Annotated in this window: 14 protein-coding genes and 1 pseudogene; 4 read left to right on the top strand and 11 right to left on the bottom strand. The window is 71.5% G+C overall.

The annotated features are described in order from the left end of the window. Positions 1-77: 77 nt before the first annotated feature. From ACFVYR_RS22395 to ACFVYR_RS22375, 5 genes are all read right to left on the bottom strand, one after another. The gene (locus ACFVYR_RS22395; protein ID WP_384251369.1) at positions 78-1,157 is read right to left on the bottom strand and encodes a S1 family peptidase; all 1,080 of its coding nucleotides are present in this window, start codon (positions 1,155-1,157) and stop codon (positions 78-80) included. 302 nt (positions 1,158-1,459) lie between these two features. Next, positions 1,460-2,362, bottom strand: coding sequence for a slipin family protein (locus ACFVYR_RS22390; RefSeq protein ID WP_384251367.1), 903 nt, complete (start codon positions 2,360-2,362; stop codon positions 1,460-1,462). Between the two features lie 169 nt (positions 2,363-2,531). Next, complete coding sequence (locus tag ACFVYR_RS22385) at positions 2,532-3,437, bottom strand: S1 family peptidase (protein WP_384251364.1); 906 nt, start codon at positions 3,435-3,437, stop codon at positions 2,532-2,534. A gap of 268 nt (positions 3,438-3,705) precedes the next feature. Further along, a complete protein-coding gene (locus tag ACFVYR_RS22380) occupies positions 3,706-4,530 on the bottom strand; it encodes a DUF1684 domain-containing protein (RefSeq protein WP_384251361.1) in 825 nt (274 codons plus the stop codon). A 52-nt stretch (positions 4,531-4,582) separates the two neighbouring features. Next, complete coding sequence (locus tag ACFVYR_RS22375) at positions 4,583-5,920, bottom strand: DUF5685 family protein (RefSeq protein WP_384251359.1); 1,338 nt, start codon at positions 5,918-5,920, stop codon at positions 4,583-4,585. Positions 5,921-6,211: 291 nt separating this feature from the next. Here ACFVYR_RS22375 and ACFVYR_RS22370 point away from each other — a divergent pair, with 291 nt between their 5' ends. Then, a complete protein-coding gene (locus ACFVYR_RS22370; protein ID WP_384251357.1) occupies positions 6,212-6,658 on the top strand; it encodes a cell division protein SepF in 447 nt (148 codons plus the stop codon). A 41-nt stretch (positions 6,659-6,699) separates the two neighbouring features. Here ACFVYR_RS22370 and ACFVYR_RS22365 read toward each other — a convergent pair whose 3' ends face one another. Both ACFVYR_RS22365 and ACFVYR_RS22360 read right to left on the bottom strand, forming a co-directional pair. After that, complete coding sequence (locus tag ACFVYR_RS22365) at positions 6,700-7,902, bottom strand: acyl-CoA dehydrogenase family protein (protein WP_384251355.1); 1,203 nt, start codon at positions 7,900-7,902, stop codon at positions 6,700-6,702. Between the two features lie 366 nt (positions 7,903-8,268). Then, positions 8,269-9,921: an MFS transporter gene (locus ACFVYR_RS22360; protein ID WP_384251352.1), complete on the bottom strand. Its 1,653-nt coding sequence runs from the start codon at positions 9,919-9,921 to the stop codon at positions 8,269-8,271. A 230-nt stretch (positions 9,922-10,151) separates the two neighbouring features. Between ACFVYR_RS22360 and ACFVYR_RS22355 the strand changes: the two genes are divergently transcribed. Then, positions 10,152-11,300 (top strand): glycosyltransferase family 39 protein, encoded by a 1,149-nt coding sequence (locus tag ACFVYR_RS22355; protein ID WP_384251349.1) that lies wholly within the window; start codon positions 10,152-10,154, stop codon positions 11,298-11,300. A gap of 249 nt (positions 11,301-11,549) precedes the next feature. Then, positions 11,550-12,575, top strand: a complete 1,026-nt coding sequence (locus tag ACFVYR_RS22350; protein WP_384251347.1) for a phosphatase PAP2 family protein — start codon at positions 11,550-11,552, stop codon at positions 12,573-12,575. 104 nt (positions 12,576-12,679) lie between these two features. Here ACFVYR_RS22350 and ACFVYR_RS22345 read toward each other — a convergent pair whose 3' ends face one another. Next, positions 12,680-12,895, bottom strand: a complete 216-nt coding sequence (locus ACFVYR_RS22345) for an I78 family peptidase inhibitor (RefSeq protein ID WP_384251344.1) — start codon at positions 12,893-12,895, stop codon at positions 12,680-12,682. Positions 12,896-13,194: 299 nt separating this feature from the next. Here ACFVYR_RS22345 and ctaD point away from each other — a divergent pair. Then, positions 13,195-14,874, top strand: a pseudogene (ctaD, locus tag ACFVYR_RS22340) (cytochrome c oxidase subunit I); the annotation flags it as partial. 46 nt (positions 14,875-14,920) lie between these two features. Here ctaD and ACFVYR_RS22335 read toward each other — a convergent pair. The 3 genes from ACFVYR_RS22335 to ACFVYR_RS22325 form a co-directional block, all read right to left on the bottom strand. Next, a complete protein-coding gene (locus ACFVYR_RS22335; RefSeq protein WP_384251341.1) occupies positions 14,921-15,997 on the bottom strand; it encodes a helix-turn-helix transcriptional regulator in 1,077 nt (358 codons plus the stop codon). A gap of 62 nt (positions 15,998-16,059) precedes the next feature. Further along, on the bottom strand, positions 16,060-16,947 hold the full coding sequence (locus ACFVYR_RS22330; RefSeq protein ID WP_384251339.1) for a hypothetical protein: 888 nt from the start codon (positions 16,945-16,947) through the stop codon (positions 16,060-16,062). Beyond that, the gene (locus tag ACFVYR_RS22325) at positions 16,944-18,206 is read right to left on the bottom strand and encodes a glycosyltransferase family 4 protein (RefSeq protein WP_384251337.1); all 1,263 of its coding nucleotides are present in this window, start codon (positions 18,204-18,206) and stop codon (positions 16,944-16,946) included. Before ACFVYR_RS22325 ends, ACFVYR_RS22330 begins: the two co-directional genes overlap by 4 nt. Positions 18,207-18,300: the final 94 nt, after the last annotated feature.

Raw genomic sequence — 18,300 nt, 5'->3', positions numbered from 1 at the left:
CACAAGAAATGCGCGAAAGAGTCCCGCCCCGGTTTCCGGGACGGGACTCGAACGGGGCTCAGGCCCTCCGGCCGAGGTCAGCCGATCTCCGCTCCATAGGCGCTCAGCGCCTCCGGCACCGGCTGGAAGAACGTCTCCCCGCCCGATGAGCAGTCGCCGCTGCCGCCCGAGGTGAGGCCCAGCGCGGTGTCACCGGCGAAGAGCGCGCCGCCGCTGTCACCGGGCTCGGCGCAGACGGTGGTCTGGATCAGCCCGTCGACCTGGCCCTCCTGGTAGTTCACCGTGGCGTCGAGCGCGGTGACCTCGCCGTCGTGGACCTGGGTGGTGCTGCCGCTGCGCGTCACCTTCTGGCCGACCGTGGCGTCACCGGCCTTGCTGATCGCCTGGGTGCCGCCGTAGAGGTTCACCTCGCTCGGGTGCGGGGTGTCCGCCGTGTACTTCACGAGGGCGTAGTCGTTGCCGGGGAAGCTCGACTCCTGCGTGGCACCGATCTCCGCGCCGCCCTGCGAGTCGGACCAGCTCTTGACCGCGTTGCCGCAGTGGCCCGCCGTCAGGAAGTAGGGCTCGCCGCCCTTGACGACGTTGAAGCCGAGCGAGCAGCGCGCGCCGCTCCCCCAGATCGCGTCGCCGCCGGCGATGAAGGCCTTGTACTCGCCCTTGCTCCGCTTGAGTTCGGCCTTGCCGCCGAGCTTCTCCACGATCGCGCCGACCTTGTCGAGCGCGGCGCCCTTGACGGTGCGGTCCGCCGTGACGACCACCTTGTTGGCCGCCGGGTCCATCACCCAGGAGGTGCCGGGCACGGCCGCCTCGTCGTCGAGCGTCGCGCGGGCGCTCTTCAGCTCGGCCAGGGAGTTCTCGACGATTCTGGCCTTGCCGCCCGCCGACTCGACGGCGTCCGCCGCGCTCTTGTCCAGTACGTTCACGACGAGGGCCTTGGCCTTGGCGTCGTAGTACGTTCCCGCGGCGTCCGCGCCGAGGTCCTTGCCCAGGGACGAGGCGAGCTTTCCGGCCTTCGCCACCGAGAGGGTGTCCGGCGTGGGGGCCGGGTCGTGCTCGCTCGCGTTCGCAGTCTGGAAGGTGATGCCCGCGGCGACCAGCGCGGCGATGCCCGCGCCTGTCACGACGGCACGCCGCTTGGGTATGCGTCGGTGCTTCAAAGCTCACGACCTCCTGTGGGGGGAACGACCCGCCCGGCGTGGGGGCCTGACGGGTCGGGAAGGCTGGTGCGACATGGCGCTGCCGAGCCAAAGAAGCCGCGTCCATGTCAACTGGCCCGGCCCACTATCCCGACGCCGTCCGGTAGCACACAAGGTCTACTTCAGGACGCGCGCGCGACACGGCCGCACGCCCCCCGGCCCACCCCACGGGGTCGTACCGCCACGTCGGTTCCCGTTGCAAACACCGCGTGCGAGGAGCGGTCGTCAGCCCGTGAGGACTAGTCCTGTCCGGTTCTCGCCCCTCAGGAGAGCTTCGGCTCTCCGGCTTCCGCCTCCCGCACTCCGGATTCCGGCAGCTTCACGGGCTCCGCGTGCGGCGGCTGTTGGGGCTGGGCCTGCGGCTGTGGAGGCTGAGCCTGCGGTTGCGGTTGCTGCTGCGGTAGGGCCTGCTGGGCCCGCTCCAGGAAGCGGAGCAGTTCCACCGGGAAGGGCAGGACGAGGGTGGAGTTCTTCTCGGCGGCGACGGCCACCACGGTCTGCAGCAGCCGCAGTTGGAGCGCGGCCGGCTCCTCGGACATCTCGTGGGCGGCCTCGGCGAGCTTCTTGGAGGCCTGGAGTTCGGCGTCGGCGTTGATGACCCGGGCGCGCCGCTCGCGGTCGGCCTCGGCCTGGCGGGCCATCGAGCGCTTCATCGTCTCGGGCAGCGAGACGTCCTTGATCTCGACGCGGTCGATCTGCACGCCCCAGCCGATGGCCGGGGAGTCGATCATCAGCTCAAGGCCCTGGTTGAGCTTCTCGCGGTTGGACAGCAGATCGTCCAGATCGCTCTTGCCGATGATCGAGCGCAGCGACGTCTGCGCCATCTGCGAGACCGCGAAGCGGTAGTCCTCCACCTGCACGACCGCCTCGGCCGCGTCGACCACCCTGAAGTAGATGACCGCGTCCACCCGGACCGTGACGTTGTCGCGCGTGATGCCGTCCTGCGCGGGCACCGGCATCGTCACGATCTGCATGTTGACCTTGCGGAGCCGGTCCACGAGAGGCACGACCAGGGTGAGACCCGGGCCGCGCACGGAGTGCTGGAGCTTGCCGAGGCGGAGCACCACGCCTCGCTCGTACTGTTTGACGACGCGCGCCGCCGCCATCACGTAGACCACCCCGACCGACCCGAGGGCCGCTCCCACCGCCACCAGCTCCTCGACCATGCCGGCTCCCAGGGTCCGAATTGGGCGTGTTGGGTGTCCGCTTCGAAGGTAACCCCGTGACGGGCACAAAGGGAGGGGGCGGTGAAAGGCGGTGGTGGCTTCCGGCCGGGCAGGGGTGAGCCCCCGCCCGGTGTCCGGACGGGGGCTCATCCACTGACGGCCGCGGAACTCAGTAGACGCTGACGTTGTACGCGCGCAGCGCCTCGGTGACCGGCTGGAAGAAGGTCGTGCCGCCCGAGGAGCAGTTGCCGCTGCCGCCGGAGGTCAGACCGAGCGCCGTGGAGCCCGCGTACAGCGGACCGCCGCTGTCGCCGGGCTCGGCGCAGACCGTGGTCTTGATCAGGCCGTAGACGATGTCACCGCCGCCGTAGTTGACGGTCTGGTTCAGCGCGGTGACCCGGCCGCTGTGGATGCCGGTCGTGGAGCCGCGCCGGGTGACGTTCTGCCCGACGGTGGGGTCGGCTGCGCCGGTGATGTCCTGGCTGCCCACGGTGCCGGACTTGGTGATCGAGTTGTTGGTGTAGCGGACGATGCCGTAGTCGTTGGTCGGGAAGCTGGAGCCCGACGTGGTGCCGAGCACGGTGGTCTTCGCCGAGTTCGACCACCAGGTGGTCGCGCCGTCGGTGCAGTGCCCGGCGGTCAGGAAGTAGTAGGCGCCCGCGCTGTTGCGCACGTTGAAGCCGAGCGAGCAGCGCCAGCTGGTCGCGTAGATGGGGTCGCCGCCGGAGATGTACTTCTGGAGCGTGCCCGCGGTGCGCTCGATCTTCAGGGCGCCGGCGTTGCTCCCGGCCGCGGCCTTCAGCCTGGCGATCTCGGCGCGGGAGACCGTGCTGTCGGCGGTGACGACGACCTGCTTCGTCTTCGCGTCGACGCCCCAGGCGGTGCCCGCGACATCGGCGCCGAGCACGGCGTCACTGGCCTGTTCCAGCTGTGACGCGCTGAAGGTCTCCGTGCCGTCCTGCGCGTTGGCCGCGGGGACGGCGAGCGCTCCGGCGGCCACGAGTCCGGTGGCCACGGCGAGCAGGCGGGCGTGTCTCGCTATGCCGCTGTGGGGGGTGGTGCGCTTGATCCTCACGTTGTTCCTCCCGAGGGAAGTCAGTGGGTCTTTGCGGGTTGAAGACCCGTGAGGCGCAGCCAAAGAGCAAGCCCGGATTCCGGATACGCCGTGCTCCTGACAAGCGCTGCTCGGGAGTATTGGCGGCGGGCACGACCCGCACAAGGGCGCCTTTCGGCCGCCGACCGATCAGTACACGCCGAACGGCCCCGGTGCTCCCCTACCTGTCGTACGTCACCGGGGCACCGCCCTTGTCCGGCTGCGTAGTGCGCCCTCCGGCTCCGGCGCCTCAGCGGTCGCGGAGGTTCCGCTCCCCCGCCGCGACCTCGGTGACCAGGGTGTTGCCCGGCGGCGGGAAGGGGCAGATGAAGTGGTCGGCGAAGGCGCACGGGGGCAGCAGCGCGCGGTTGAAGTCGACCGTGGTGCGGCCGTCCGCGTCGGGCGCGGCGGGCCGCAGGAAGCGGAAGCGGTAGCTGGACGTTCCGCTCGTGGCGTCCGCGAAGACGGCCCAGAGCGAGCCGCCGGCCTCCACGCTCACCTGGAGGGTGTGCTCGACGCCCCCGAGGCGGAAGGAGAGTTCGCCGTCGAGGCCGAGGCCGCGCTCCTTACCGTCCGCGTTGCCGACCATGACGGTGCGGTCCTCGCCGTACGGGGTGAAGCGCCCGGGCACCGCCCAGCGGGCGTCGTACGCGGTGACCTCGATGCCCCGGAAGACCTGGCGCGCGGTGGCGTCCGGGTCGAAGTCGCGCACCGCCCAGAGGCCTTCGCGCCGCATGACGACGAGGCGGCGCCTGCCGTGCGCGACGCGGGCCCCGGGGACCGGACCGCTCTCGACGTCCAGCCGGACCTCGCCGGTCAGGGGCCGGCCGTCGACGGTGAGGCCGGCGTCGGGGCCCGCCGTCAGGACGAGGGCGTCGGGCGTCCCGGTCCAGCGCCCTGGGATGCCCGGCAGGTGCCCGTCGGGATGGTCCGCGAGCCAGTGCGTGCCGGTGAGGGAGAGCGGCCCGTAGGGGGCCGACACCGTCTCCGTCCGCTGCTCGTGCCAGTGCTTCCACTCCTGCGCGGCGGCCGCGGCCCCGTCGTCGAAGGCGTTGCCGGTGTGCTCGGTGCTCATGCCGGTCAACCTTTCCACATCCGTCGGCGTGGCCCGGCTCAGGCGGGACCGGTCAGAGTCCGCAGTCGCAGCAGGAGCAGCACTCGCAGCATTCACAGCACCCGCCGTCGCAGTTGCAGTCGCAGTCGTTGCAGCAGCCCTCGCGCCGCTTGCGCGACCAGGGGCCCTCGTAGTGGTCGGCGCAGCACACCTTGCAGGTGCAGCAGAGGCCGATGGCGACGGCGCAGCCCGCCCAGAAGCCGCGCTTGCCGGGCTTCGGCGGCTGCGGGTCGAAGGCGGGCCCGCCACCGAAGCCACCAGGGCCACCGGGGCCACCGGGGCCACCGGGGCCACCAGGACCGCCCTGCCCGGGACCGCCGGGCCCACCGGGTGCGCCGCCCCCGTAAGGGTTGCCGTCCCCGTAAGGGTTGCCGCCCCCGTAGGGGTTCTGCGACCCGTACGGCCCATCGGCGGGAGGCCCGTACGCGCCGCCCTGCTGCGGTGCCCCGTACGCACCGCCCTGATGCGCCGTCACCTGATGTGTGTGTCCGCACGCTTCGGTGCCGAAGGCCCGGTCGACCGACCTGGACAGCTCGTGCGCGAGGAGCATGTGCGCCAGCTTGCCGTCGGTGAACTCGGCGTCGCGCAGTGCGAGCCGGATGCCGTGCAGCGCGTCGTCGGCCAGGCGCCGCGCCTCGGTCAGGGGCGTACCGGTCGCGGTGAGCGGGTTCCAGGCGCCCGACGCGGCGTCAGCTTCCCTGTCCTCCACGGCGTCGAGGAGGTGGGCGAGGCGCCCGAAGAGCCGGCCCGCCTCGGCGAGCGGCGCCGCGTTGCCGGGCCGCCCGGCGAGCACGGCGGTGTGCGCGAAGGCCGCGGCGGTCGCGGTCTCGGTCGGCTCGGTGACGGTGAGCAGCGAGGTGCCGGGCCCCGCCAAGGCCTCGATGCCGGCCTGCCGTTCGACGGCGTCGACCAGGACCGCGGTGTCGAACCCCACATCGGCGCCGGTCCGCGCGCCCGCCCGGTCCCAGCCCCGGGCCACCCGCCGGGCGGCGACGGCCACCGGCCTGCGCGCCAGGACCCCGTCCCCGTCGACGACGTGGTCCCTGACCTTCGCCGACGCGAGCACCAGCGAGACGGCGGCGGCGAGCCGCGCCCCCTCGCCCCGGGCGACGGACGCGGTCCGCATGCCCCGCAGCGGACAGGGCCCCGCGGTGCGCCGCCACCCGGTGGACCGCTCGGCCTGAGCCTCCGTCAGGACCGAGATGATGAGGCCGTCGTAGTTGGTGACGACACGGGCGAACTGACCGTGGTCGCTGCGCAGCGCGAGGCAGAGGCCGCACAGATGCGCCATCCACTGCGTCTTGAGCCCCTCCCCGAGGCGATGGCTGCAGGGCCTGACGATTCCGAACAAGACGACTCCCCCGAGTGGCCCGAAGCGATCAACTCCGCGCATCGTAGCGACGGCCCCGTTCACCCGTACGCACGGGCCGTCACCCATACGCCGTGAAGAATCATATTTCACTCACAGTCAGCAGCCGTACACGGGACGGCCCTTGGAGCGCACCGCACATCGGCGTGTTGACTCTGCACCAGTACCGTCACGAAAACCCCGCGCGGCGACTATCCACTTGGCGCATCATCCGCATCATGGACGACGATAGGGATGCGGAATCCAGGGAAACCGCTGTGAGAGGAGGCGTCCATGGGATCGGTGCGCAAGGCGAGTGCTTGGCTTGGCCTCGTCGACGACGACAACAACGAGCGTTACTACGACGACGGCTACGAAGACGACCGGGCTGAGGGGCCCGACCAGCCGGAGGCCTGGGTCACCGACCCGCGGGCGCGGGTGGCGACCGAGGCGGCGGCTGAGGAGGACCGCCGGATCGGGACCGTGACGCCGGACAGCTTCCGGGACGCGCGCGCCATCGGCGAGCTCTTCCGGGACGGCGTCCCGGTCATCATGAACCTCACGTCCATGGAGCCCACCGATGCCAAGCGTGTCGTCGACTTCGCCGCGGGCCTCACCTTCGGCCTGCGCGGTTCGATCGAGCGGGTGGCGACGCGGGTCTTCCTGCTCACCCCCGCCGACACGCAGATCGTCGGCGAGGCCAAGAGCCGCCTCTCCGACGGCTTCTTCAACCAGAGCTAGGGGCAGGGCCGCTCACCGGAGGCACGAAGGAACGAACCGGCTCACCGGAAGGCATCGAGACCGGTGAGCGCCTTGCCCAGTACCAGTTGATGCATCTCGGCAGTGCCCTCGTAGGTGAGCACCGACTCGAGGTTCGTCGCGTGCCGCATGACGGGGTATTCGAGCGAGATCCCGTTGGCGCCCAGGATCGTCCTGGCCGTGCGGCAGATCTCGATCGCCTCCCGCGCGTTGTTGAGCTTGCCGAAGCTGATCTGTTCGGGACGGAGCCGGCCCGCGTCCAGCCGCCGCCCGAGGTGGTGGGCGAGCAGGATGCCCTTGTGCAGTTCGACCGCCATGTCGGCGAGCTTGGCCTGGGTCAGCTGGAAGCCGCCGATCGGCCGGCCGAACTGCTCGCGGCTCTTCGCGTACTCCACGGCCGCCTCGAAGGAGGAGCGGGCCGCGCCCATGGCTCCCCAGACGATGCCGTAGCGGGCGTGGGAGAGACAGCTCAGCGGCCCCTTGAGCCCGGTGGCCTCGGGCAGCACGGCGTCCGCGGGCAGCCGCACCTCGTCAAGGACCAGCTCACTGGTGACGCTCGCGCGCAGCGACCACTTGTGCTTGATCTCGGGCGCCGAGAAGCCCCGTACGTCGGTCGGGACGACGAATCCCCTGATGCCGTCGTCGGTCCGGGCCCACACCACGGCGACCCCGGCCACCGACCCGTTGGTGATCCACATCTTGCGCCCGGTGAGGATCCAGTCCGTCCCGTCCTTCTTGGCGTGCGTCCGCATGGACGCCGGGTCGGAGCCGTGGTCCGGCTCGGTCAGGCCGAAGCAGCCGATGATCTCGCCGGCGGCCATGCCCGGCAGCCAGCGCTGCTTCTGCTCCTCGGAGCCGAAGCGGTGGATGGCGTACATGGCGAGGGAGCCCTGCACGGAGACGAGGGAGCGGATGCCGGAGTCGGCGGCCTCAAGCTCCAGGCAGGCCAGCCCGTACTGCACGGCGGTGGCGCCCGCGCAGCCGTACCCCTCCAGGGACATGCCGAGGGCCCCGATGGAGCCGAGCTCCCGCGCCAGTTCCCGGATGCCGGGCAGCTCGCCCCGCTCGTACCAGTCGGCGATGTGCGGCAGGACCCGGTCGGTCGCCCAGGTGCGGACGGTGTCCCGGATGGCGAGGTCCTCGGGGTCGAGGAGGTCGTCGATGCCGAGGAGGTCGGCGGGGTCGAGGGGCGGCAGAGGGGTGCGGGCACGGGCACTTGCGGACATGCGGGCCTCCGGCGACACAAAACTAGCGGTGATAGTCAACTATGGCTCGCGCCGACGTTACGACGCAGTGTCCCGCACGTCCAGAGCTTCCCGGCCCGCCGTCAGGGGCGCGGTGACCGGCGCGCCGACGGCTCTCAGGGGCGCGAGGAACCGCGCACCCAGCCACGAGTCACCCGCAGCGGAAAAGAAGCCGAGCCCGCCCAGGGGCGCGGTGACCGGCGCGCCGACGGCTCTCAGGGGCGCGGGGAACCGCGCACCCAGCCACAAATCACCCGCAGCCGGAGAAGAAGCCGGGCCCGCCCAGGGGCGCGGGGAACCGCGTACCCAGCCACGAATCACCCGCACCCAAAGACCCCGCCGAAAGGTTCACGCATCCACAGACGACGACCCCGCCCCGACCCGCGCCGGGTCACGAGGCGAAGGCACCCCCCGCTGCGCCCCCCGCTCAGGCCGCCCCGCAGGGGCCGGCCCCCCGCACTCCATCCCCCGCGGCAGCCTCAGCGCCGCCACCGCCCCGAGCAGCAACAGCCCCGCGCTGACCAGCAACGTCACATGCAGCCCGTGCACGAAGGAGTCCCGCGCCGCGCTCCGCAGCGCGTCCCCCGCCCCGCCGCCGAGCCGCGAGGCGACCTCGTACGCCTCGCCGAGCGAGTGGCTCGCCGCGGCGCTGTCCGCCGCCGGCACCCCGTTCACCGAGGAGAGCCCCGGCGCGTACGCCGCGTTCATGACGCTGCCGAGCAGCGCGATGCCGATGCCCGCGCCGAGCTGGTAGGAGGTCTCGCCGATCGCCGCGGCGCCGCCCGCCTGGTCCTGCGGGGCCTCGCTCAGCATCGACTCGTACGCGCCGAAGAGCGTGGTCTCCAGGCCGAAGCCGAGCAGCACGAAGCCGCCGAGGAGCAGCGCGTCGTTGGCGTGGGCGCCCATGCCGGTGAGCAGCACCACGGCGAAGGCGGTGAGGCAGAAGCCTGCGCAGACCATCGTGCGCGGGCCGAGACCGCCGAGCAGCTTGGATCCGGCGAGGCCCGCGGTCATCGCGGCGATGGTGAGAGGGAGGAGACGCAGCCCGGTCTCCAGCGGGGTGAGGCCGAGGACCAGCTGCAGATACTGCGCGGCGATCAGTTCGAGGCCGACGAGGGCGAGCATGGCGAGGACGATGCAGCCGACCGACGTGCTGAACGCGGGCCGCGCGAACATCGACAGGTCGACCAGGGGGTACCGGCGCCTGCGCTGCCTGCGGACGAAGCCCGCGAGGAGCGCGCCGCCCACGGCGAGGGAAGTGAGGGTGGTGGGGCCGAGCGGCGACTCGCCGCCGCCGAGCCGCTTGACGCCGAGGACGACGCCGAAGAGTCCGCTCGCGGCCATCAGCGCGCCGACCACGTCCCAGGGCCCGTTCCTTTCGCCGGTCGACTCGGGCAGCAGCCAGCGCCCGACGGGCAGGCTGACCAGCATCAGCGGGATGTTTATGAGGAAGACCGAGCCCCACCAGAAGTGTTCGAGGAGGAACCCGCCGAGCAGCGGGCCGACGGCCGCGCCGACCGCGGCCACCGCGCTCCAGAGCCCGATGGCGACGGCCCGCTCGCGCCGGTCGGGGAAGACCTGGCGCAGGATCGACAGGGTGGCGGGCATGATCATCGCGCCGCCGACGCCGAGCAGCGCCCGGGCCGCGATGAGGACCTGCGCGTTGTCCGCGAGGGCGGCGATCGCCGAGGCGACGCCGAAGAGGGCGTATCCGAGGAGGAGGACGCGTCTGCGGCCGACGCGGTCGCCGAGCGTGCCGAAGAGGATGAGGAGCGCGGCGCAGACCAGTGGATAGATGTCGACGATCCACAGGAGTTCGATGGCGCCGGGCTTGAGGTCCTCGGTGACCGCGGGCACCGCGACGTGCAGCACGGTGGCGTCGACGGCGACGAGCAGCAGGCTGACGCAGAGGACGACGAGCACGACCCAGCGGTTGGTCCCCGCGCAGGACCCGGGTCCCCGGCGGCTCCGCGGTGCCGCGGCCGTGGTCGTCCCGGACATGTGCGTACCTCCCAGTGGTCCCTCGCGTCGGCGGCGGGCGGGATTGCGTACTCCCTGCTCCGGCGGCGCAGACATCGGCGAGTGAGCCGTCAGAGTACGCGAGTCCACGCGAGGGGCGCGTGGTGGACCTCTCATGGTTGTACGGATGTGCTGTGGCATGCGCCACGCCGCGGCCCGCCGCCGTGCCCCGCCGGAGTGGCCGGCTCCCCCGACGGCCGATAATCGAGCCCGTGACCGATCTTGAGCTACGCCCCTCGCCGCCCCCGGCGGGCCACGTGCTGCGCCGTGCGGTGCCCGCGCTCCTCGTGTACGCCGGGGTGCGCGCGCTGGGTCTCGCGGTGCTCGCGGTGTGGGGCGCGGCGGCGGGCAGGAGTCCGCACACGCTGCTCGCCGCCCGCTGGGACTCGCTCTGGTACACCCGCGTCGCCGAGCACGGCTACGGCTGGCAGGTGACGCTGCCGAACGGCGACGTCCACTCGAACCTCGCGTTCTTCCCGCTGCTGCCCTGGCTCGAACGGCTCGTCTCCGCGATCGGTCCCCTGTCGTACGCCGACGCGGGTCTCGTGGTGAGCTGGCTCGCCTCGCTCTTCGCGGCCGCGGGGATCTTCGCGGTCGCCGAGCGCGTCCACGGGCGCCGGGCCGGGATCTGCGCGGTCGCGCTCTGGGCGGTGCTGCCGGTCGGCATCGTGCAGTCGATGGCGTACAGCGAGTCGCTGTTCACGGCCCTCGCCGCCTGGTCGCTGTACGCGGTGCTCAGGGACCGGTGGGTGACGGCGGGCGTGCTCGCCTCCCTCGCCGGTCTGACGCGGCCGGTGGGCGCCGCGGTGGTGGCCGCGATCTGGGTGGCGGCGGCCGTACGGATCCACCGCGAGCGGCGGGCCGGTCCGCGCATGGTCCTCGGCGTGGTCCTGGCCCCGCTCGGCGCCGCGGCCTATGTGCTGTGGGTCGGCCACCGCACCGGGGGCGGCCTTTTCGGCTACCTCGACGTCCAGGCGGGCTGGGGCAACGGCTTCGACTTCGGCTACGCCTTCGCACGCTTCATCGGGGAGAAGTTCACCTCCGTCCCCGGCGCCCTCGCCGGTCTCGGCCTCATCGCCGGTGTCGCCCTGGTGGTCTGGCTCTACGTCCTCGGCGTGCGGGGGAAGCAGCCGCTGCCGCTGCTCGTCTACTGCGGGACCGTCGTCGCGCTCGCGCTCTGCGCGGCCGGATACTTCGGCTCGAAGCCACGGCTCCTGATGCCCGCCTTCCCGCTGCTGCTGCCCGTGGCGGTGGCGCTGGCCCGGCTGCGTACGTCCAGGTCGGCGCTGATCCTCGGCTGCGTCGCCGTGGCGAGCGCGGTCTACGGGGCGTTCTGGCTGCACGGCTCGGGGCCGCCCTGATCACGTCATGATCATTTCCGCGGCCCTCCGGTGATCGGACGGGAAATTCCACACCAGGTCCCGGTGAACGAATTCATAAGGCCCATAAAACAGCATCGGAAATGATCAACGAATTAGGTAAGGGCGTCGGCGGGGATTAAAGAAACCCCGGGAATAAGCCACGTCCTGAGATCAATCCCACATCACATCGTCATCACAAAGACACTGATTCGGCCTAGTGCCGCACTCACCCGCTGTAACGTCGATTGGGTGCGTACCGAACGAAACCTCACCCGTCTTGACCGGGTCTTCGCCCGGCTTGACCGTGAGCCGGAACGACCGACCCACCTCGATGTGCCGAGGATGAGCCGGCACAGGGTCGTGCTCTTCAGCGCGACCCTGGCCTTCTACCTCGCCATCGTCGTCGCCGTGCTCGCCACCTCGTGGCTGGTGCGGTTCGACTGGCAGGTCATGTTCTTCCGGCCCTACCAGCAGTGGCCGGAGATCCACGCCTTCCTCGACTACTGGGTCGTCCTCGGCCAGCGCGGTCCGACCGCCGTCATGGTCGCGGCCTGGCTCGGCTGGCGCTCCTGGCGGCAGCACACGCTGCGCCCGCTCCTGATGTTCGGTGCCGCACTGCTCCTGCTCAACGTCACCGTCGGCGCCGCCAAGCTCGGCATGGGCCGCCTCGGCCCGCACTACGCCACCGTGATCGGCTCGAACGAGATGTGGCTCGGCGGCGATATATTCCCCTCGGGCCACACCGCCAACGCCGTGGTGACCTGGGGAATCCTGGCCTACCTCGCCTCCACCCCGCGCACCCGCCGCTATCTGTCGGCCCTCTCCGCGGTGGTCTCCCTGAGCGTCGGCCTCACCACCGTCTACCTCGGTACGCACTGGCTGAGCGATGTCTTCCTCGGCTGGGCGGCCGGTCTGCTCATCCTGCTCGCGCTGCCCTGGTGCGAAACCACGATCGCCCGCGTCGAGGCCACGATCTTCAGCCTCCGCGACGCCTGGCGCGCCCGCCGCACCGGCGTCATCACGGTGCCCGGACCGCAGCCCACCCCCGTCGGTGCCCCCGCGATGGTCCCGCAGCGCACGGGGACCGACGATCCGCCCGTGCGTGAGCCCGTCGGCGCCGCCCGCGCCGCGCGGCCCGCTGCCTATCTGGCGCCCGGCCCGCACACCGCCCGCTCCGAGCGGACCCCGGTCACCCCGGCCGGCAGCCGCCGCCCGCCGGGCTCCGACCGCGCCTCCCGCGCCACTCCGTCGGCCCGCCCGGTGGCGGGCGGCTGACCCCACGGACAGCGGGGGCGGTACGCACAGCCCATCCCCCGCACCGCGAAGGCCCCGGTTCCTCATCGGAACCGGGGCCTTCGTCGTGGGCCGCGCGGGCCCGCTCAGCCTTTCCAGGAGCGGGTCACGACGCCTTCCTCGACCTCGAAGTTGAGCCGCCCCTCCAGGTACTCCATGGTGATGACCGTGCCCGGCGGCAGCGATCTGACAGTGGACCAGCCCTGCTCGCGCGCCTGGCGCTCGGCGTCGTCGGCCGGGAGGCCCACGTAGTGGTCGGGGCTGTCCTCGGGCTCTGCGGGAGGGGTCGGGATAGGTGCCATGCGGCCCACGTTAGGCGGCGCGGCACCGGCGGGGAAGGCCGGGCGGCGGACACCATGCGTCACCGGTACCTCTCCGGTCACGCTTTTGTCACAGGATCAGCACGCGCGTTTCGGTCGAACTCCGTCACACGTATGGGCGGTTCCGTACTTGTACCGGCGTAATTCAGCGATGTCTTCGAGTCACTCGGGAGCAGACTTCGACAGCTACGGATAAACCCTCGCCGAATAACACCACGGACCCTTTACGAGCCCTCCGCAATTCCGAATACCGGACGCCGTACGGGATGTGACGAGGCGTGATGGAATTCCCGATTCCGGCTTGTTCGGCCGCATGCGGGGCGCCTGGAGTCGGCGCGTACGCCCCCTGTCGGAGCCGGGACGACACGAGCATCATGGCGTGGGCCCGGAGAGGCTCCGGGCAGGCCCAGTACGCGATGGCGAAGGGGCGACCGATGGGGACCGAGACGGCGAGCGTGACCGAACGACCGGTGCGGGACCGGCGTCCCGGCCGGATCATCGTGGACTGGCTGACCACCACGGACCACAAGAAGATCGGCCACCTCTACCTGATCACCTCGTTCGTCTTCTTCCTGCTCGCCGGCGTGCTCGCCCTGCTGATGCGGGCCGAACTGGCCCGGCCGGGGCTGCAGCTGATGACCAACCAGGAGTTCAACCAGGCCTTCACCATGCACGGCACGATCATGCTGCTGCTCTTCGCGACGCCCACGTTCGCGGGGTTCGCCAACGAGATCATGCCGCTGCAGATCGGCTCGCCCGACGTCGCCTTCCCGCGGCTCAACATGCTCTCCTACTGGCTGTTCCTCTTCGGCGGCCTGATGGTGATCGGCTCGCTGTTCGTGCCGAGCGGGCCCGCCGGGTTCGGCTGGTTCGCGTACGCCCCGCTCAACAGCCTGGAGCGGTCACCGGGCATCGGCGCCGACCTGTGGATCATGGGACTCGCGCTCTCCGGCTTCGGCACGATCCTCGGCTCGGTCAACTTCCTGACCACCATCATCGGGATGCGGGCGCCGGGCATGACGATGTTCCGGATGCCCGTCTTCACCTGGAACGTGCTGTTCACCTCGATCCTGGTGCTCATCGCGTTCCCCGTGCTCGCCGCCGCGCTGCTCGTCCTGGAGGCCGACCGGCGCTTCCACTCGCTGGTCTTCGCGCCGGAGAACGGCGGTGCGCTGCTGTGGCAGCACCTCTTCTGGTTCTTCGGGCATCCCGAGGTCTACATCATCGCGCTGCCGTTCTTCGGCATCATCTCCGAGATCATCCCGGTCTTCAGCCGGAAGCCGATCTTCGGCTATCTGCCGCTGATCGGCGCGACGATGGCCATCACCGGCCTGTCCGTCGTCGTGTGGGCGCACCACATGTTCGCCACCGGCGCGGTCCTGCTGCCCTTCTTCTCCTTCGTGTCCTTCCTCATCGCGGTCCCGACGGGCGTGAAGTTCTTCAACTGGACGGGCACGATGCTCAAGGGCTCGCTGTCCTTCGAGACACCCATGCTGTGGGCGGTCGGCTTCCTCGTGAGCTTCCTCTTCGGCGGCCTCACCGGGGTCATCCTCGCCTCGCCGCCGCTGGACTTCCACGTCACCGACACGTACTTCGTCGTCGCGCACTTCCACTACGTCGTGTTCGGCACCGTCGTCTTCGCCACCTTCGGCGGCTTCTACTTCTGGTGGCCGAAGCTGACGGGCAAGATGCTCGACGAACGGCTCGGGAAGATCCACTTCTGGACGCTCTTCGTGGGCTTCCACACGACGTTCCTTGTCCAGCACTGGCTGGGCGCCGAGGGCATGCCGCGCCGCTACGCCGACTACCTGGCGGCGGACGGCTTCACGGTGCTCAACACCATCTCGTCCATCGGCGCGTTCCTGCTCGGCATGTCCACCCTGCCGTTCCTCTACAACATCTGGAAGACGGCCAAGTACGGCAGGAAGGTCGAGGTCGACGACCCGTGGGGCTTCGGCCGCTCCCTCGAGTGGGCGACGTCCTGCCCGCCCCCGCGCCACAACTTCGTCACGCTGCCCCGGATCCGCTCGGAGTCCCCGGCGTTCGACCTGCACCATCCCGAGTACGCGGCGTACGCGGCGCCGGGCGTGGACCGGGTGCCCGCGGATCCGCAGACGGAGCACCCCGGTCCAGGGCCCGGCTCAGGAGGTCCCTCGACGACCTGACCCGGTCGGCGAGCTCCGCGGGCTCGACGATCTCGAATTCGATGCCCATGAACAGCACGTGGAAGACCATCACGTCCAGGCTCGCCGCCCCGGTGCGCAGCAGGCAGGTCCCCTCGGTCTCGGCCTCGAGGACGCCGTCGGCCGGCCCGATCCGCTGTGCCGCCTCCTCCATCGGAACGAGGAGGCGGACCACCGCCCGTGCGGCGTACGCCCGCGTGGAGACGCCCTTGGCGACGTACGCGGCGAGGTCGTCGGCCGGCGGGGTGCGCTGGGCGAAGCGCGGCCCGTGCGGCGGCCTCGGTTCGATGCGGTCCGCGCGGAACGTACGCCAGTCGTCGCGGTCCAGGTCCCAGGCCACGAGGTACCAGCGGCGCTCGGTGCACACCAGGCGGTAGGGCTCGACGGTCCTGCGCGTCGCACTGCCCGAGTGGTCCCGGTAGTCGAAGCGCAGCCGCTCCGAGTCCCGGCACAGGTCGGCGAGTTCGGTGAGCACCGCCGGGTCGACGCCCTGCGGCTGCGGGGCGCGCAGCATGGGCACGGTGAACGCGTTCAGGGCGCCCACGCGGCGGCGCAGCCGGTTCGGCAGCACCTGTTCGAGCTTGGAGAGCGCGCGGACCGAACTCTCGCCGATGCCCTCGACGCCCTGCCCCGCGGCGGTGCGCAGGCCGACGGCGACCGCGACCGCCTCGTCGTCGTCCAGGAGCAGCGGCGGCAGCTCGGCCCCCGCGCCGAGCTGGTAGCCGCCGCCGGTGCCGGGGCTGGCGTTGACCGGGTAGCCGAGCTCACGCAGCCGGTCCACGTCGCGCCGGACCGTGCGCGGGGTGACGCCGAGCCGGTCGGCGAGGGCCGCGCCGGACCATTCGCGGTGCGCCTGCAGCAGGGAGAGCAGGCGGAGCAGTCGTGCGGAGGTCTCCAACATGGAGGTGATTGTGCCGGGGCTATGACACAGGCTCAGGCCGAGGACAGCCCCGGTCCGCGGTGTCAGCGCTCCGGCCCGGCCTCCGATGCGCCGCGCGCCCCGCGGACCAGTACCGACAGGTCGTTGTCTGTCGTGTAGTACGGGCCCGCCTCGACCGCGCCGTCCGCCGTCGCGACGCTCACCACGGGGTAGGTGAAGATCGCCTTCTTGTCCGGGACGTCGTCGAGGATCCGGGCCAGGCGCACCCGGGGGCCGCCCTCGCCGGCCGGGAGCAGCCACAGGTCCCAGGGCCCGGATCCGCTTCCGGCGAGCGGGCCGTACGGCAGGGTGACGGTGAACTCCGCCTCCTTGGTGGCGGTGTCGGCCCGGTGGACGGTGTCCGGCTGCTCGCGCCGGACGGCCTCGACGTACGCGGTGTCGGAGAGCTCGGTGCCGTAGACCCGGCCGTGCACGGTCAGGGCGGTACTGGAGATCTCGATCTCGCCGGCCTCGGCGTGCGGCGCGCGCAGCCAGCTGCGCACCGAGAGGTTGCCCTGCTTCGTCGCGTACGGGATGCGCACCGCGACATGGCCCCGGCTGCCGCTGGGCGCGCGGTCGACCAGCGAGCGCAGGTCGTTCACGCCCGGCATCAGACGGCGCAGCTCACCACCGGCGACCTGCGCGTACGCGTTCCAGCGGCCCTCGGCGAGCTCGACGCTGCTGGGCAGCGCGGCCCGCAGCCGGCCGTCGGCCGAAGGGGAGAGCGGCAGGCGCACGTAGTCCTCGGCGGAGTCGGCGTCGCGGCGGCGGAGCAGCAGGTGCGCCTCGTCCGCGCCGGACCCGCCGGGGTCCGTGACGTCGAAGGTCAGGCCTCCTGCGGAGTCGGCGATGCAGTCGGCGCGCGGCGCGTCGGGCGCCTGGCCGTCGTCCCCGGCGTGCGATGCCGCCTGCGAGGCGGTCAAGGCCGTCATGCGGTCGATCCCTTCGTCTGTACCCGGCCGAGATCCCGCACCGCGTACGCGCCCCCGAGCAGCGCGCCGCGCGTACGGTGCAGGGAGCCGCGCATCCGGCCCCCGAGCGAGCCCCCGCGGGCGAGCATCCCGGAGAACATCGCGTCGTAGCGGTCGGCGATGCGCTGGGGGTCGAAGCGCTCGGAGTCCTGGAGCGCCGCGCCCGCCATCTGCCGCCGCAGCGAGTCGTTGTTGATCAGTTCGAGCAGTCCGCCCGCGATGGCGTCGGCGTTGCCCGTCTCGACGAGCCGTCCGTCGACGCCGTTGTCGATGATCTCGCCGGGGCCGTGCGGGCAGTCGGTGGCGACCACCGGCAGACCGCAGCGCATGGCCTCGACGATCGTCATGCCGAAGGACTCCAGGCTGGAGGTGACCGCGGCGATGGAGCCCTTGGCCCACTCGGGCTCTATGGGGTGGGCGGGGCCCATGAGGAACACGTGGTTGTACAGGCCGAGTTCGTCGATCAGGGCCCGCAGCTTGTCCTTCTGCTTGCCGCCGCCGTAGATCCGCAGCCGCCAGTCGGGGCGCTCGCGGCGCACCTTGTCGAAGGCCCTGATCAGCAGGTCGTACCGCTTGACGGGGGCGAGCCGGCCTGCCGCGACGACCCACTTGTGGGTGCCGTCGGCGGGCTCGATGCCGGGCGCGGGCACCGGGTTCGGCACCGCCTGGACGTGCACGCCGGGCAGCCGCATCTTGCGGGTGTACGCGCGGGCGTCGGCCTCGGTCGTCGTGGTCAGGACGTCCAGGCGCGGGTAGACGCTGCGCAGTTGGCGGCGGAGCTCCTTGGAGTGGCTGTCGAGCGTGAGGTGCTCCTGGCCCACCCGCAGCGGGCCGCGCGCGGTCTGGCGGGCGATGTGCACGTTGATGCCGGGCCGGGTGCCGACGACGACGTCCGCGTCGAGGGCCGCGAGGTGGCCGGCGATCCGCCGGTCGGTCAGGGCGCTGTACTGCTGGTAGCGGCCCTCGGCGCTGGGGAAGGTCCGGGCGGGGCGCAGGTGCTCGGGGTCCTCGCCCTCGTAGCCCGGTGTGTCCTTGCGCAGGTCGACGAGGTGGCTGAGCCGCACGCGCTGGTCAGGCGCGAAGACGGGCACGTCGCGGTGCCGGAAGACGGACACGATCTCGACGTCATGCTGCTGGGCCAGCGTGTTCGCCAAGTTGTACGTCGTCCGGATCGTCCCTCCGATCCCGTACGCGTTGTGAATCAGGAAAGAGATATGCATGCGTCCCCGTATTCCGCGCTTCCATGCGGACAGTCCCCCTCGTCCGCCTACCACAGGGTTAGACGGGGATTCCTGGCCAAGGGTTGGGTTTCCT

It is taken from the genome of Streptomyces sp. NPDC058284 (genome assembly GCF_042881135.1).
Lineage (GTDB): Bacteria > Actinomycetota > Actinomycetes > Streptomycetales > Streptomycetaceae > Streptomyces.
Note: the sequence above shows the minus strand (reverse complement) of the source record. Positions and strands in the feature narration are given on the sequence as shown.

What these genes read in the sequence shown, in the direction of transcription:
- ACFVYR_RS22380 (WP_384251361.1), bottom strand. Translation starts at nt 4,530, where the DNA reads ATGAGCACCGAGCACACCGGCAACGCCTTCGACGACGGGGCCGCGGCC.
- ACFVYR_RS22335 (WP_384251341.1), bottom strand. Translation starts at nt 15,997, where the DNA reads ATGTTGGAGACCTCCGCACGACTGCTCCGCCTGCTCTCCCTGCTGCAG.
- ACFVYR_RS22365 (WP_384251355.1), bottom strand. Translation starts at nt 7,902, where the DNA reads ATGTCCGCAAGTGCCCGTGCCCGCACCCCTCTGCCGCCCCTCGACCCC.
- ACFVYR_RS22330 (WP_384251339.1), bottom strand. Translation starts at nt 16,947, where the DNA reads ATGACGGCCTTGACCGCCTCGCAGGCGGCATCGCACGCCGGGGACGAC.
- ACFVYR_RS22345 (WP_384251344.1), bottom strand. Translation starts at nt 12,895, where the DNA reads ATGGCACCTATCCCGACCCCTCCCGCAGAGCCCGAGGACAGCCCCGAC.
- ACFVYR_RS22360 (WP_384251352.1), bottom strand. Translation starts at nt 9,921, where the DNA reads ATGTCCGGGACGACCACGGCCGCGGCACCGCGGAGCCGCCGGGGACCC.
- ACFVYR_RS22325 (WP_384251337.1), bottom strand. Translation starts at nt 18,206, where the DNA reads ATGCATATCTCTTTCCTGATTCACAACGCGTACGGGATCGGAGGGACG.
- ACFVYR_RS22390 (WP_384251367.1), bottom strand. Translation starts at nt 2,362, where the DNA reads ATGGTCGAGGAGCTGGTGGCGGTGGGAGCGGCCCTCGGGTCGGTCGGG.
- ACFVYR_RS22370 (WP_384251357.1), top strand. Translation starts at nt 6,212, where the DNA reads ATGGGATCGGTGCGCAAGGCGAGTGCTTGGCTTGGCCTCGTCGACGAC.